This window comes from Flavobacterium tiangeerense, from assembly GCF_007830355.1.
Taxonomy (GTDB): domain Bacteria; phylum Bacteroidota; class Bacteroidia; order Flavobacteriales; family Flavobacteriaceae; genus Flavobacterium; species Flavobacterium tiangeerense.
In genome coordinates this window covers 180,498-196,176 of record NZ_VLKO01000008.1, presented here as the reverse complement: position 1 = coordinate 196,176, position 15,679 = coordinate 180,498, and the positions used below count along the sequence as shown (strand labels likewise).

The window sequence follows — 15,679 nt, the reverse complement described above, 5'->3', positions numbered from 1 at the left end:
GATTACTATGAGCTATTCATTCAACTATAATACCTTAACAATGAAAATTAACCATCTTATAAAAGCTCTTTTTTTTGTGTTTTTTTTGAGTTCATGCAGTGAAGAAAAATTAGCTGGAGACGAATTCGGGACTATCGAAGGGAAAATTGTCAATGCCATTGATTTTAAACCTTTAGCTAATGTCAAAGTGTTTTCTAGTCCCAGTACAAGTATCGTTTTTACAGATGAAGCAGGTAAATTTGTTCTTACAAATGTAAAGGTGGGAGATTATTCTCTAGAAGCGCAAAAGGAAGGTTATTTGGCAAAATTTGAACCTGCAACGGTTAACAGGGATCAGATAATAAATATTGTATTTGAGCTAAAGCTATCAACATCCAACAATAAACCTCCAACTGCTGCGGTGTTAACTTCGCCCTTGGATAATGCTGTAGATCAGCCTATAGAATTAAATTTAAATTTCTCAGCTACAGATCTGGATAAAGACGTTCTGAAGTATGAAATTATATTAAGGAAGAACACGAGCAATGAGGTTACGGTATACAAAGACATTACAACTAGTACTTACTTGCTTAAGGATCTAGCGTACAACACGAAGTATTTTTGGCAAGTTGCAGTATCCGATGGAATTAATCCTCCAGTACTAAGTCCGGTCCAAACTTTTACAACGATTGGCTTTCCAAACGCAAGGTTTTTATTTGTTAGAAAAATAAGTGACAATAACGTGATTTTTTCTGGCGATGAGACCGGGAAAAGCGTCCAAATTACAACATCGAATACTAATAGTTGGAGACCAAGAAAAAATATTCCATCAAATAAAATTGCTTTTATACGATCTAGTGGCGCGCAAAATCACTTGTATACTATGAATCCAGATGGATCTGGAATACTTAAAGTCACTAACTCTATTCCTATTGCTGGATTTAACTCGGACTTTATCAATTTCTCATGGAACGCCTCAGGCAGTCAATTAATCTATCCTTATTTTGACAAATTGTATAAAATTAATGCTGATGGCAGTGGCTTGACCAAAATTTATCAAACAACAAATGGAAAATTCATTTCAGAATGTGATTGGAGCAACGACGGAACAAAAATTGCCTTGAAAGTAAATGACGCAAGCGGTTACAATACAGAAATCTTTGTTATCAATGCCATAGGTACAGTTATAAATCAAGTGCTATCTGGTACACAAGGTGCCACTGGAGGGTTGAATTTCTCTATAAATGGGCAGCGATTACTCTTTACCAGAGATGTTTCAGGGTTTGAAGATGCGAATTACAGACAACTGGATACAAAAGTTTTTCAGTGTACATTAAGTTCAAATCTAATAACAGACATTGGTCTAGAAAAACCAATTGGAACCTTAGATTTAGATGTCAGATACGCCCCCAATGAAGCAGAGTTAATTTTGATGAATACCTCAAACGATGGTTTATCGATTAAAAATATTATAAAATATACACCTGCAACAAATAATGTAGGAGGATCTCGAATGCTTTTATTTTCTAATGCAAGTATGCCTGATTGGGAATAAATAAAATTAATGATTTAAAAAAAGCATCTAATTAGTACGAATTAGATGCTTTTTTGCGTTTATTTATAAGTTTTTTAAATCACGTATTTTATTACATTAAAAAAAAATTATCATGAAAACTAGAATCAAAAAGGGTTGCATAAATAGGTATCAAATATTTAACAAAGAATAATGAGGAGTATTGTACTTTTTTTATTGCTGTGTTTCAAAATGAATTCTCAGGAGAAATTTATACTGTATTTTGATTTAGACCAAGATCAACCTAATGTTCATTCGCAAAGAGTTTTTCAAAAATGGTTGGATGAAAATAAAGAAGTAAATGTGATTAAAATTGAAGGATATTGTGACAGTACTGCATCAAATCATTACAATAAGCAATTAGCACTTAGGCGCGCTGTAAACGTGCAAAAGCACTTAATATGCAACAATTTTTTATTAGATAGTACTCTAGTTATTGATAATATTGGAGAAGATTTTATAAGAGCAACACAAGAATTTATCAATAGGAAAGTAATTGTATATTATCAAAAAAAATCTAATTCTAAAATTCAAGAAGTATTCGTAAGTAAATTAAATCAAAGTGGGGTTGCAGATCTATCTAAATCCCCAAAAAAACAATAATGATAACAACACCTTAATTTCACAAATTCAACAAGCTAAAGTAGGTGATTTTGTTACTTTACGAAATATAAATTTTAAATTTAACTCAGAGGTTATGGTCAATTCCTCAATGGTGAATTTGGATGAGCTGTTACAAATTATGAGGAGACAACTCAGTTTAAATATTGAAATTCACGGTCATATTTGTTGTAATCCAGATCCAAATGATGTGAAGTTATCCAATCGTCGCGCAAAAGCGATTCATGATTATTTAATTAAAAACGGAATTCAACAAAGGAGATTGGCATACAAAGGTTATGGTAGCAATAAACCTATCTTTACATTACCAGAAAAAAACGAAATACAACGTGCAGCTAATAGAAGAGTAGAGATTTTAATCCTTCAAAAATAGTGCAATAAATCCTAAAATCAAGTTCCTTATTCCTAAATCAAATTAGTATCTTTGCGCCACAACTAACTGCCTAAAAGCAGGCTTCACAACTAAATTAAATGAGTTCAGATACTTCAAAAAGGTATGCACTTCGCGGTGTTTCGGCATCCAAAGAAGATGTGCACAACGCCATTAAAAACATTGATAAAGGCTTATTTCCACAAGCTTTCTGCAAAATTGTACCCGATTATTTAACACAAGACAAGGACTATTGCCTGATTATGCATGCTGATGGAGCAGGTACTAAATCTTCATTGGCCTACATGTATTGGAAAGAAACCAGTGATCTTTCTGTATGGAAAGGAATTGCTCAAGATGCATTAATAATGAATATTGATGACTTATTGTGTGTAGGAGCAACTGATAATATTTTACTTTCATCAACCATTGGAAGAAATAAAAATCTAATTCCAGCCGAAGTAATTTCAGCAATTATTAATGGTACCGAGGAGTTAATAAAAGAGCTTGATTCTTATGGTGTAACTATTCATTCTACAGGTGGTGAAACGGCTGACGTGGGTGATATTGTTCGCACTATAATTGTAGATTCAACGGTTACAGCGCGCATGAAGCGTTCAAAAGTAATTGATAATGCCAATATTAAAGCAGGCGATGTTATTGTAGGTTTAGCTTCTTTTGGTCAAGCAACTTATGAAAAAAGTTACAATGGCGGAATGGGAAGTAACGGACTTACATCAGCTCGTCATGATGTTTTCGAAAAATACTTAGCGACAAAATATCCTGAAAGTTTTGATGCTGCAGTTCCAGAAGAGCTGATTTATTCGGGTCAAGTTAAATTAACAGATGCAGTTGCAAATTCGCCTATAGATGCAGGACAGTTAGTGCTTTCGCCTACGCGAACGTATGCGCCTATTATCAAGAAAATTTTAGATACATATTCGTCAAATGAAATACATGGTATGGTACACTGCAGCGGTGGTGCCCAAACCAAGATTTTACATTTTGTAGAAAATCTACACATTATAAAGGATAATTTATTTCCTGTACCACCATTGTTTCAATTAATTCAGGAACAATCAAAAACAGATTGGAAAGAGATGTATCAGGTTTTCAACTGCGGCCATCGAATGGAGCTTTATGTTCCTGAGGCAGTTGCACAAGATATTATTGCGATTTCAAAATCGTTCCATGTTGATGCACAAATTGTAGGTAGAGTAGAAGAGTCTGAAACAAAAAAGCTTACCATAAAGAGTGAATATGGAACTTTTGAATATTAAAAATAATTTATGTACGAATTAATCTTTTGGAAATATCAAGAAGGAATTTATTTAAACCACCATTTAGTTTACGAGGCATTGCTTGAGGAGCAATTTGTTGAAGGACTAGAGGAATTGCCTGTGCCTGTAATTTGGAATAGATTGTCATCCGTTTTTTCAGGTTGGGAAAAAGTAGACGAAAACAGCTGGAAGAATCCAAATGGAAAAGGTGCGTTTCAAGTAAAATCAACTTCTCAAAGTATTTTAATTGATTGCTATGGTACCGATGGGAAAACTATGAACTTACTCTCAGACACATTGGAGGAATTTAAATGTTCTTTGTATGACCCACAAGTTCCTGTACGTTATGATGAAATGAATGAGTAGAGAAACCTTTTAGTCTCACCTGATATAAAAATAATTTTTCTGATTCGAAATGCTACTTTTACTTAGCTGGTGAATCAGAAAAATTATTTTTTTGTTTTGTAATACAGCTGATTTATTAATTTGGTTTTGGGCTGTTTATTAATTTGGGTGCGCCAAAACCTAATTGTTCTAATTTTTTCAATTGCGTTTCAGCATCTCCTACAATGAGATAAATCATTTTATTTGGATCTAAATATTTTTTCGCAAGCGTTTTTATATCATCTATTGTAATATTTTTTACAATGTTCTCCTGTTTTTTTGCGTAATCATCCGTGTAATTGTAATTACTAATGTCATAGAGCATTTCAAGTTTTGATGATAATGTTTCAAAAGCTCTAGCATTACTTTTGATCAAATAACTTTTTGTAACATCTAGATCATTTGCATTGAAATTAGCACCATATTTTTGTAATATATCTTTAACTAATGCAACAGATTCAAAAGTAACATTAGAACGAACACCACTCGAAACGGCAAAAAATCCTTTATTTACAGATCCCATAAACATGGAGCTAATACCATATGTGTATCCTTTTCCTTCACGTAATTCTTGTGTTAATTGTGATGCAAAACTTCCTCCTCCCAAACGGTAATTTAAAATTTGAGCTGGATAATAGTCCGTATCTGTAGCTGCAAGAGCGGGATAACCAATTCTTATTACAGATTGTTTAGCTCCTGGAACATCATAAAAATAGACTTGTGAGCTTGAAAAAGCTATTGTATTGGCATTAGTTGGAATAACAATATTTTTAGTACTCCAATTTTTACTTATTATTTTTAAGGAGTTTGAAACACTGTTTTTATTCACGGCCCCAACTACATGAAAATTAACATTTGAAGGAGACATATTCGTAGTGAAATAGTTTTTCAAGTCATCAATGGTGATTGAAATAACGGTTTTTTCAGTTCCAATTCGATTATTAGATAAAATAGATGTGCCAAAAAGTAATTTTTTAAACTCAATTCTCGCAATACTATTAGGATCTGCTTTTTGCTGCATTATTTGACTCAGTGTACTTTGTTTTATAAGTTCAAATTCTTTGGTATCCCATCGTGGTTGCAATAAAATTTCTTGTACTAATGCCATAGTAGCGGTATAGTTTTTTGCTAGTGTGGTACCGTAAATTGAAATAGCTTCATCACTTGCTGTTGCTTTTATGGTAGCGCCAAGACTCTCAATAGCATTTTCTAATTGTTCAGGTGTTTTATTTGCGGTTCCTTTGGTCATAAGCTCAGCAAGCATGTTTGAAACTCCAATTTTTTCTGAATTTTCTAGCAATAAGCCTCCTTTAATTTGCAATTGAAATTGTACTAACGGCACTTCGTAATTTTCAATTCCTAATATAGACATTCCTGATGGCATTTTATCTTTCCAAACAACTGGTAAAATTACATCTGGACTAGCGCCGTATGCTGGTTCAATGCTTCGGTCAAATTCCGAAGGAGTTTTTTCGTAACTAGCTGCTATACTTGCATCAAAAGAGTCTTCTTTGCCTTCAATGATTTTTTCTTCAACTACATCGGCTAGTATTGACCCAGCTAAAATTAAATTTTTTTCACCTTTTGGAACAAAACTAGTTGCTACAAATGGTTTGTTTTGAATGTATTTTTTAAACACGCGCATTACATCAGCACGAGTTACTGCAAGGATATTTTTGACATCTTGATTAATATATTCAGGTGTTCCAGCGAATATTTCATACTGTGCTAACTGAAATCCTTTTCCAAGTACACTTGATAAATTGTTATAAAAAGCAGTTTCTTGTCCTGCTTTAATCCTATCTAAATCTTGTTGCGAAATACCTTCAGTTTCAAATTTTGCAAAAGCTTCGTTGACACCATCCATGACCTCATTTAAATTTGTTTTATCAAAAGCGGTAACACTAAGCATATATTGTCCAGCTATTTCAGAGTTGTACTGAAAAGCATCTGCTGCGTCAGTAACTTTTTTATCTTCTACTAAGGTTTTGTACAAAGGGGCTTTTTTACCTTTTGAAAGATAATTTGCAAGAACTTCTAGGGCATAGCTGTCTGGATGGTATTCATAAACTGATGGCCATGTAAGAGTAAGTTGTGGAAGTTTTGCAAAATTGTCTTCGTAGTAAAGTTTTTTGGTAGCAGGTAACACAACAGCTTGTTTTTCCATTTTTGGGATAGCGACGCCACGTTTTATTTCGCCAAAATATTTTTCTACCCAAATTTTGGTTTGGTTTACATCAATATCTCCTGCAATTGTTAGTGTGACATTGTTAGGGACATACCAGCGCTTGTAAAAATTCTTAACATCATCTAATGTTGCGTTCTGTAAATCTTCAAGAGATCCTATTACATCCCAGTTGTAAGGATGTGTAGGTGGATATAAATTTTTTGAAATCACAGAGAAATTATGACCATAAGGCTTGTTGTCATAACTTTGCCTTTTTTCGTTTTTTACTACTTGTTTTTCTTTTGCTAAAACGGGTTCCGTAACGGTGTTGATAAAAAAACCAAGCTTGTCAGCTTCAGCCCAAATCATTTTTTCAAGTGCATCTTTTGGTACAGTTTGAAAATAATTGGTTCTATCTCGGCTAGTAGATCCATTTGCACCCTCTCCGCCTATGCGAGCACTCATTTTATCAAGCCCTCCTTTTCCTAAATTTTCAGATTCAAGGAAAAGTAAATGTTCAAATAAATGTGCAAATCCAGTTCTTCCTTGTATTTCTCTTGCCGAACCCACATGACTTGTTAGTGCAACAGCAACAACAGGATCTGATTTATCAATATGCAAAATGACTTGTAAGCCATTGTCTAAAGTGAATTTTTCAAAATCAACTTTAAATTCTTTTGAACCTTTTTTTTGGGAGTAGGAATTTATTGCACTAAGAACTACTAAGCAATACAGGAGCAACTTGTTTGTTTTCATAGAGAAAATTTAATTTTAAGATATTGTTTTTTGGAGTTTAAAAGTAAGAAATAAATGAGTACAATGATACGCAACTCTGTTTTATTACTATCTTTATTTGAACAATTCTGTGGAGTAGTATTCCTGTTATTTTAAAAGTTTAAATCTGTATAACTTGATGGCTAAACTTCTTTTTATGGAAATAAATAGAGATTAAAACCTCAATAGTCCTGATTGATTTTCTAATAATGAAGTATCTTTGCCTCACTATTTTAATTTTAAAGTAAAACATAATGAAAATAAATACAAAAAACGGAATTGATAAACTCATTTTTGGAATGAAACAAAATGATGTTACCGCTATTTACGGAAAACCAAACCGAAACTATAAGGACGAGGATGACAATATTATTTATGCATACAACTCTTTAAAAATGCGTTTGACTTTTTATGTTGAAGAAGATTTTAAATTAGGATACATCGTTGCATCAAGCCCAGAACTTGAGCTTTTTGGTAACAAAATCATCAATAAAAAAATTAGTGATGTTAAAAAAGATTTAGTGAGCAAGTCGATAACTAAATTTACTCAAGAAGAATTTGATACTTTTGAGAATTATTTCAATGAAGAAAATTGGATGATTTTTCAAACCGAGTTTGATGAGGTTGTAAAATTTGAATTGGGAGCAATTATCAATCAAAAAGATGAGTTTGATTGGAAATTCGGGAAAAAATAGATTTATAAAAAAAACACCGATGAAATTTAAGATATCATCGGTGTTTTTTTTGATTTTAATTTATTTTACGGGTTCCTTTTCAAGCATTTCTAATTCAAAAATAAGCATGGTATTTGGCGGTATCACACCATTAGCGCCTCGTTCACCATAAGCCAGATTTGAAGGTATAAAAACTACTGCTTTATCACCAAATGACATATTTTCAAGACCTTCAATAAAGCCAGGAATCATACCGTCTTTTTTTCCTGCTACGAAAGGAAATGCTTTGTATCCGTTTTGAGCCGCTCTTCTTTCATCATACTTACCATAGGCTTTATTCACATTCTCATAACTGCTATCAAATAAAGAACCATCTTCAAAATAGCCAGCATAATTAAAATAAAATGTAGCGCCATTGACAGGTTTTACACCTGTTCCTTTTTCAACTATCTTGTAAGCTAATCCAGATGGAGTGGTAGTAGCGGTAGCTTTTATTGTAGATAGGTAAGTTTTCTTTGCAGCTTTAACAGCCTCAATCTTTTTTTGATCTTCAGTTTTGAAATTAAAATAGTCTGATATTACTTTAACGGCATCAAATTTCTTTGCCAATGCTCCTTTTCTAACCACGGTTACTTTTGTAATCACATCATCTTGCGCGATAGCGTTTACAATTTCCATTCCAGAAGTTACATGTCCAAAAACGGTATGTTTACCGTCTAACCAAGGGGTTTCTTTGTGTGTGATAAAAAATTGGCTTCCATTTGTTGCAGGTCCAGAATTTGCCATGGATAAGATACCTGGTTTATTGTGTTTTAAATCAGTAATTTCATCTTTAAAAGCATATCCAGGACCTCCTGATCCATTGCCAGAGGGATCGCCACCTTGGATCATGAAGTCTTTGATAACACGGTGAAATTTTAAACCATCAAAAAAAGGTTTGCCTTTTAGGTTTTCGGGTTTTACAAATGTGTTTTTTCCTTCGGCAAGTGCAATAAAATTTGCTACTGTCACGGGTGTTTTTTGGTACGCAAGTTCTAATTCTATGTTTCCTTTATTAGTAGCAATAGTCACAAATATACCTTCTGTTTCAGTTGGCTTTTTTACAATTGCCTTTGCTGTTGTAGTTGGTTTTTTTACTGGTGTTATTTTTTTTCCGGTTTGAGCTTGGATAGTAATACATCCCAGAAGTAGTAAAAACAGATATTTAAATTTCATCTTCTATAATTTTATGTATATTAATTTTTTTCTAAAAGTTCAATTTCAAAAATAATATTTGCGTTTGGCGGTATAACTCCTCCTGCACCAGCAGCACCATATCCCAAACGGGACGGAATAAAAATTACAGCCTTGTCTCCAAAAGATAATTGTTCTATTCCTTCAATGAAACCAGGAATCATGCCATCTTTTCTTCCTGCTTGAAAAGGAATAGGTTGATACCCATTTTGAGCAGCTCTGTTTTCATCGTATTTTCCAAATGCTTTTGAAACACTTTCAATACTTGCATCAAAAAGCTCTCCATCCTCAAGAAATCCAGCATAATGTATAAATACTGGAGTGCCGTTAGATGGTTTTTTACCTCCGCTTTTTTTAGTAATTATATATTGTAAACCGGAAGGGGTTGTTGTAGCTTTTGCTTTCAATGCAGCAAAACTTGCTACTTTTTGCTCTCTTACCACTTTGTATTTTTCATTATATACGCGCTTATTTTCAGCTTCAATAGCGGCTTTTTTCTTTTGATTTTCAGATTCCACTGCAAAATAGTCGGTAAAAACTTTTACGGCATTAAATTTCTTAGCTGCTTCACCATTTCTAATGATCGTTACAGATTTTATGTAATCATCTTGTTGAATTTTATTGACAATTTCCATGCCTTTTTCTACCACATGACCAAAAATGGTATGCTTCCCGTCTAACCAAGGGGTTGCAAGATGTGTGATAAAAAATTGACTGCTATTTGTCATAGGTCCATTATTGGCCATAGCTAGAACTCCACCTTTGTCAAATCTTAAGTCATTGAATTCATCCTTAAATTTATATCCTGTATCTCCTGATCCAGTTCCTAGTGGGTCCCCAGTTTGTATCATAAAATCAGCAATGACTCTATGAAATTTTAAACCATCAAAAAAAGGCTTCTTTTTTAAATTTTCATTCGTTACAAACTCATTTTTTCCTTCGGCAAGTGCCACATAGTTTGCAACGGTTATTGGCGCTTTTTCAAAATCCAGTTGTACAATAATCTCCCCTTTGTTAGTTTCAATTTGAGCATACAATCCATCAGGTAAATTGGAATGATCATTTTTACAGGAATACAATGAGGCTATCGCTAGGAGCGCAATTACGATCTTTTTTTTCATTTCTAAATTAATTGTTATGGAGTTATAGTATCTTTTTCTTTGGTTACAGGTGTCGAGGCTTTTTTTGCAATAACGTTTGTTGTAGGTGCAATAGTTTGTAGAACTTCTTTTTTATACGCCACTTCGGTTTTAAAATCTCGCAATGTAACGGTACATATAATCGGTTGGTTTGTATTTATTTTTTTATCGTCTCCATGATAACCGTAAGCCATATTTGAGGGGAATAAAAAATTTACTTTCTCATTACGATGCATTAATTTGATTCCGTCACGCAATCCCATCATGATGTTTTGTTTATCAACATAATATACTTGTGGTTTTAGTTCTTCTTGAGAGTAAATCAAAGTTCCTTTTAAATCTTTAATTTCATAGTCAAACAAAGCAACGTCTCCTTTTTTAGGAGTGAGGTTATCAATTGTATTTCTTACTTCATAAGAATACCAATACCCTTTATTAGAAGCCAAGTATACTACACTTGGATTGTTTTTGATAACGTTTTGTATCTGACTTTCCTCTGTTGCAACCAATTTTTTATTGCGCAGAATCGATTTTTTCATAAAACTCCCAGACGATTGGGAGATAGGTCTTCTAGCATCCTGATGCTGTTTGCACCCCGAAAGTACAAGAAATAAAAAGAATATAACTGCAAGTAGGCTGCTGTTTTTCATGGGTTTAGATGCTTATTTTTGTTAGTAAATCTTCAAATTTCTTTTGGGTTTCTTCCATCGTAAGTTCTGATTTTCCTCCAGCTGCATTGCGATGTCCACCGCCGTTAAAATTTTCTCTTGCAAATTGATTAACATCAAAATCACCTTGTGAACGAAACGAAATTTTAATAATTTTTTCTTCTTTATTTTCTATAAAGATAGCTGCAAAATGTATTCCTTGTATGCTTAGACCATAATTTACAATTCCCTCAGTGTCTCCTTTTACATAATTAAACGAGTTCAATTCATCTTGTGTTAGAGTTGTATACGCTGTTTTATGTTCGGGATGAATAATCATGTTTTGAAGCGCTCTACCTAATATTTGGAGTCTTCCATAAGAGCTATTGTCAAATAGTAAACTCGGTATTTCTGTATTTTGTACGCCTAAATCAATTAGTTCAGCTACAATTCTATGTGTTGTTCCAGTGGTTTTTGGAAATTTAAACGAACCTGAATCAGTAAGTATTCCCGTATAGATACAAGTACCTATTGTGAAATCGATGTCATCTTTTTTACCTAATGCGGTAATAAAATTATAAAGCATTTCACAAGTAGATCCAAATGCAGTGTCAGAATAAGTAACAGCAGCGTAGTCATCTGGATTTTGATGATGATCAATCATGATAAATGGAGATTGAAGCTGTGCTAACACATTTTCCATTTCTCCAGTTCTGTGCAAAGCATTAAAATCTAATGTAAAAATTAGTTCAGCTTCTTGTAATAGTGCTGTGCAGTTTTCTCTATCTTTCTCGTAAATTTTAATTTTGTCAGCTCCCGGCATCCAAGCTAGAAAATCAGGGAACTCATTAGGAGAAATTACAGTAGGGTAGTGGTGGTTTTTTAGTAAAAAATGATAAAGTCCTAATGTAGAACCCATCGCATCACCATCTGGACCTCGGTGCGGGATTATTGCAATTTTTTTAGGCGTTGATAACAACTCTTGTACGGCTTGAATGTCTTGTATTTTCATAGATTGCGAAATTACATTTTTTTAATCTAATGTTGAAATCATTTCTACAAATTACCAAATTATATACCTCTTAATAACCGTATTTTTTTCAAGCAAAAAGCATACAACGTATATTTTAGTCCTATTCTTAATTGAGATGTGTAAATCCCCGTAGAACCTGAACAAAAATAGGCCATACTACAAGCAATACATAAAAATAAACCAGCCTCAATCCCAAAAAGTTCTATCCCCATTAAGGTGCAAGCTATAGGTGTATGCGTAGCACCAGATAATAAGGCGACAAATCCCATCCCTGCCAGTAAGCTTACGGGTAAGGGAACTACTAGAGATAAAGCGCTACCCAGAGTTGCTCCTATAAAAAATAACGGAGTAACTTCTCCACCCTTAAAACCACTTCCTAATGTGATTCCGGTTATAATTATTTTTAATAAAAAATCTTTTGGCAAACTAGTAGTTGTAAAGGATTCTGCAATTACGGGTAGTCCTAGTCCTGTATAGCGTGTCATATCAAAACAATAAAAAAGTATAACAAGAAATGAGCCTCCCACAAGCGGTCTCCAAGGAGCAAATGGAAAAGTAACGCTAAACAATCGATTCCAGTAATGAGCACTTTTTGAATAAAGCATTGCGGTCAAGCCAAAAAGAAGTCCAGCAACTAAAACCCATAAAAGTGTTTTAAATGTGATATTTGGAATTTCAAAAATATAATAAACGCTATGTTCTATTTGCCAAAGGTCTACGGTATAATTCGCTATAAAGGCTACTAAAAATACAGATAAGATGCTTTTTAAATTTATTCTTTTAAAACAGACAATTTCTAATGCAAAAATTGCGCCTGCTAGAGGTGTTCCAAAAACCGATGCAAATCCCGCACTAATTCCGAGAAGTATTAATATTTGAGATTCCTTTTTAGAGATTTTTTTTATTTTATTGAATTGATATGCTATTGCTCCTCCCATTTGAACTGCAGTACCTTCTCTACCTGCAGATCCTCCCAAAAGATGAGTTATTAATGTGCCCAAAAAAACCAAAAATCCCATTCGTAAAGGAACTCTTGTTTCAGGATTTTCATAAGCCATCAAAAGTAGATTATTTCCTTTGTAACTTTCGTTGCCTAGGTAGTGGTACAATAATCCTATTGCGAGCCCGCCTATTGGAAGCAACCAAAATAACATTTTGTGCACCGTAAATAATCGTGTAACCCAATCAAGGCTAAACAATAGCAGGGCAGAGGCTGATCCCGAGAATATCCCAATAAGGATACAAATGAGGGACCACAATAATAGGGATGCTATTTTTTGTTGATATTTAGAAAAATCCATCTGTTTAAGAGTTACAGCTTACAAAAGTATTATTTAAAGCCATATTATGATTTCTTGTAACATTTTTTTTGTGATCATTCGTTTCAATTCATGAAAAAAACATTTGACGTGCCTCGTGTAATTCATTTTCATAGCACTTTGGTCTTGATATTTTGAAAAATATTTTAAAACAATTGTAATAATAGTTCTAGGCATGATTTTCTTCAATAGATTAAAATTAAAAGTGTGGCAAAATACTATTTGGATCTATCTAGAGTTATAAATGAAAGTTAAAAATTGGCTTGGTTTTTGAATTTAAAAGTATGGTTTCCTATTTTTAAAACTTAATAGAACTTATAATGATTGCACCACAAATTATGAAAAGGATTTTATTTACAATGATACTAATTGGTTCATTTTACAGTGGTTTTGCTCAGAGTGAATTTAATTCCAAGTTCAAAGCAATTCCGCCTAAAAATAACGCCCCAAAGATAAAGAAAACAATTCCTCCTAAAATTGATATTCCTCCTATCAATTCGCCTAAGCCGAATGTTAAACCACCCGTAACAAACCCAAATCTGACAAGTATTCCCGAAACGAAGCCATTAAAGCCTATTTCGATGATACCAACAAGCGAGTTTATAAACCCGGGAGATGTCTACAGAGATAAATTGAATAAGAAAGAAGATAATCCAGAAGGGATTGTATATCGAAGAAATCAAAACTTAGGGAACTACACCACAGGCTCTGTCTCGGCAAAGATTATGTATCGTGATGCTGCGTATGTTGATGGTGATTTAATACGAGTTTTTCTAAATGATAAAGTCATTCAAAACCAAGTGAATTTAGATAGTAATTTTAAAGGCTTTGAAATAGTTTTAGAAAAAGGTTTTAATAAAATTGATTTTGTAGCATTAAATCAAGGAAGTTCTGGGCCAAACACGGCAGAATTTAAAGTCTATGATGATAAAGGGGCTTTGATATCCGCAAGTCAATGGAACTTAGGAACTGGTTTTAAAGCCACAATAATCCTCATTAAAGAATAGTATAATAAGTTATACAAAAAAACCTCAATCATTGATTGAGGTTTTTTTTATAAGTAAGTAATCTAAATTGAGTTTATAAAACGTTTATTTTACTTTATTAAGTACTGCTTTGAAAGCTTCTGGGTGGTTCATAGCTAAATCTGCAAGAACTTTACGGTTCAATTCGATTCCGTTAGCTTTAACTTTACCCATGAATTGTGAATAAGACATTCCTTCTAATCTAGCTCCAGCGTTGATACGTTGAATCCATAAAGAACGGAAATTTCTTTTGTTCACTTTTCTATCACGGTAAGCGTAGCACATTGCTTTCTCTACCGCATTCTTAGCAACTGTCCAAACGTTTTTACGTCTACCAAAGAAACCTTTGGCTTGCTTCATTATTTTTTTTCTTCTTGCTCTTTTAGCAACTGAATTTACCGATCTTGGCATAATTTTATTGTTTTTTTTGTAGCAGGCGTCCTGAATTGAATCAAAGGAACTTAAAAGCCATACTCCAAGGTTATTTTAAATTGTTTTAACCTAAAGAAATCTTTAGTCAAATGTCAAAAGTCGAATGTCGAAAGTGTGAACTTTTGACTTTAAGACTTTCTAACTTTGGACTTATTAGATAATTCTTAATTGTTGTTTGATGCTTTTCATATCTGTTTTGTGAACTAACGCTGAATGTGTCAAAGCTAATTTACGTTTTTTAGATTTTTTAGTCAAGATGTGACTTTTAAAAGCATGCTTTCTTTTAATCTTTCCAGAACCAGTAACTTTAAAACGTTTCTTGGCGCTAGATTTGGTTTTCATTTTAGGCATTTTTTCCTAGTGTTTTAATTTATTCTTACTTACTTATCTTATATAGTAGTAAAGTCTTTAAAGTCTTAAAGTCGAAAGCTGAATACTTTTGACTTTAAGACTTTTGACTTTAAGACTTATTTTTTCTTCTTAGGAGCAATAAACATGATCATTCTTTTTCCTTCAAGAACAGGCATAGCCTCTACTTTCCCAAATTCTTCAAGATCTGTTGCCAGTCTTAATAATAAAATCTGACCTTGATCTTTGTAAATAATTGAACGCCCTTTAAAGAATACAAATGCTTTCAGCTTTGCGCCTTCTTTTAAGAATTTTTCTGCGTTTTTTCTTTTAAATTCATAATCATGCTCATCAGTTTGAGGACCAAAACGAATTTCTTTCACAACAACTTGTGTAGATTTCGCTTTTAAAACCTTATCACGTTTCTTTTGTTCGTAAACAAATTTCTTGTAATCCATGATTTTACAAACCGGTGGTTCAGCGTTTGGAGAAATTTCAACTAAATCCAATTCAAACTGATCTGCTAACCTCAGGGCTTCTGCAAGTTTAAAAACACCTGGCTCGATGTTTTCACCTACAAGCCTTACTTCTTGTACACCACGAATAAGGTTATTTATCCTGTGGGCATCTTTTTTTTCTACGCGAGGTTGGTAACCTCTGTTGCTTCTTATTGCTATGACT

16 protein-coding genes are annotated in these 15,679 nt (G+C 33.2%); 7 read left to right on the top strand and 9 right to left on the bottom strand.

Going from position 1 to position 15,679, the window contains the following annotated elements; all coding sequences use genetic code 11:
• Nucleotides 1–40 precede the first annotated feature (40 nt).
• The 5 genes from IQ05_RS10850 to IQ05_RS10830 all read left to right on the top strand — a co-directional run bounded on the left by IQ05_RS10850 (nt 41) and on the right by IQ05_RS10830 (nt 4,189).
• A complete protein-coding gene (locus IQ05_RS10850) occupies nt 41–1,534 on the top strand; it encodes a carboxypeptidase-like regulatory domain-containing protein (protein WP_144892854.1) in 1,494 nt (497 codons plus the stop codon).
• A 210-nt stretch (nt 1,535–1,744) separates the two neighbouring features.
• Nucleotides 1,745–2,155 carry an OmpA family protein gene (locus IQ05_RS10845; RefSeq protein ID WP_158634585.1) on the top strand — a complete coding sequence of 137 codons (411 nt, stop codon included), beginning with the start codon at nt 1,745–1,747 and terminating at the stop codon, nt 2,153–2,155.
• Nucleotides 2,121–2,546: an OmpA family protein gene (locus tag IQ05_RS10840; RefSeq protein WP_144892850.1), complete on the top strand. Its 426-nt coding sequence runs from the start codon at nt 2,121–2,123 to the stop codon at nt 2,544–2,546. The genes IQ05_RS10845 and IQ05_RS10840 overlap by 35 nt, the downstream gene beginning before the upstream one ends.
• A 98-nt stretch (nt 2,547–2,644) precedes the next feature.
• A complete protein-coding gene (locus IQ05_RS10835; RefSeq protein WP_144892848.1) occupies nt 2,645–3,823 on the top strand; it encodes an AIR synthase related protein in 1,179 nt (392 codons plus the stop codon).
• Nucleotides 3,824–3,832: 9 nt separating this feature from the next.
• Nucleotides 3,833–4,189 carry a hypothetical protein gene (locus tag IQ05_RS10830; RefSeq protein ID WP_144892846.1) on the top strand — a complete coding sequence of 119 codons (357 nt, stop codon included), beginning with the start codon at nt 3,833–3,835 and terminating at the stop codon, nt 4,187–4,189.
• Between the two features lie 115 nt (nt 4,190–4,304).
• Here IQ05_RS10830 and IQ05_RS10825 read toward each other — a convergent pair whose 3' ends face one another.
• Nucleotides 4,305–7,130, bottom strand: coding sequence for a M16 family metallopeptidase (locus tag IQ05_RS10825; protein WP_144892844.1), 2,826 nt, complete (start codon nt 7,128–7,130; stop codon nt 4,305–4,307).
• A 272-nt stretch (nt 7,131–7,402) separates the two neighbouring features.
• On the opposite strand from IQ05_RS10825, the gene IQ05_RS10820 reads away from it, so the two are divergent.
• Nucleotides 7,403–7,843 (top strand): hypothetical protein, encoded by a 441-nt coding sequence (locus IQ05_RS10820; protein ID WP_086453237.1) that lies wholly within the window; start codon nt 7,403–7,405, stop codon nt 7,841–7,843.
• Between the two features lie 60 nt (nt 7,844–7,903).
• On the opposite strand, the gene IQ05_RS10815 is transcribed toward IQ05_RS10820, so the two are convergent.
• Genes IQ05_RS10815 through IQ05_RS10795 form a run of 5 tightly spaced genes read right to left on the bottom strand, consistent with a single transcriptional unit; the run spans nt 7,904 to nt 13,175 of the window.
• Nucleotides 7,904–9,037 (bottom strand): peptidylprolyl isomerase, encoded by a 1,134-nt coding sequence (locus IQ05_RS10815; protein ID WP_144892842.1) that lies wholly within the window; start codon nt 9,035–9,037, stop codon nt 7,904–7,906.
• 20 nt (nt 9,038–9,057) lie between these two features.
• Nucleotides 9,058–10,176, bottom strand: coding sequence for a peptidylprolyl isomerase (locus tag IQ05_RS10810; RefSeq protein WP_144892840.1), 1,119 nt, complete (start codon nt 10,174–10,176; stop codon nt 9,058–9,060).
• Nucleotides 10,177–10,190: 14 nt separating this feature from the next.
• Complete coding sequence (gldI, locus tag IQ05_RS10805; protein ID WP_144892838.1) at nt 10,191–10,844, bottom strand: gliding motility-associated peptidyl-prolyl isomerase GldI; 654 nt, start codon at nt 10,842–10,844, stop codon at nt 10,191–10,193.
• Nucleotides 10,845–10,848: 4 nt separating this feature from the next.
• Nucleotides 10,849–11,853 (bottom strand): DHH family phosphoesterase, encoded by a 1,005-nt coding sequence (locus IQ05_RS10800; RefSeq protein WP_144892835.1) that lies wholly within the window; start codon nt 11,851–11,853, stop codon nt 10,849–10,851.
• 59 nt (nt 11,854–11,912) lie between these two features.
• The gene (locus IQ05_RS10795) at nt 11,913–13,175 is read right to left on the bottom strand and encodes a chloride channel protein (RefSeq protein ID WP_144892833.1); all 1,263 of its coding nucleotides are present in this window, start codon (nt 13,173–13,175) and stop codon (nt 11,913–11,915) included.
• A gap of 356 nt (nt 13,176–13,531) precedes the next feature.
• On the opposite strand from IQ05_RS10795, the gene IQ05_RS10790 reads away from it, so the two are divergent.
• Nucleotides 13,532–14,200: a hypothetical protein gene (locus IQ05_RS10790; protein WP_144892831.1), complete on the top strand. Its 669-nt coding sequence runs from the start codon at nt 13,532–13,534 to the stop codon at nt 14,198–14,200.
• 84 nt (nt 14,201–14,284) lie between these two features.
• Here the strand turns inward: IQ05_RS10790 and rplT are convergent, their stop codons facing one another.
• The 3 genes from rplT to infC all read right to left on the bottom strand — a co-directional run bounded on the left by rplT (nt 14,285) and on the right by infC (nt 15,675).
• Entirely contained in the window at nt 14,285–14,629 is a 345-nt protein-coding gene (rplT, locus tag IQ05_RS10785) for a 50S ribosomal protein L20 (protein WP_086453231.1), read from the bottom strand.
• Nucleotides 14,630–14,803: 174 nt separating this feature from the next.
• Nucleotides 14,804–15,001: a 50S ribosomal protein L35 gene (rpmI, locus tag IQ05_RS10780; protein WP_022827375.1), complete on the bottom strand. Its 198-nt coding sequence runs from the start codon at nt 14,999–15,001 to the stop codon at nt 14,804–14,806.
• 116 nt (nt 15,002–15,117) lie between these two features.
• Nucleotides 15,118–15,675 carry a translation initiation factor IF-3 gene (gene infC, locus IQ05_RS10775; RefSeq protein ID WP_370514380.1) on the bottom strand — a complete coding sequence of 186 codons (558 nt, stop codon included), beginning with the start codon at nt 15,673–15,675 and terminating at the stop codon, nt 15,118–15,120.
• Nucleotides 15,676–15,679: the final 4 nt, after the last annotated feature.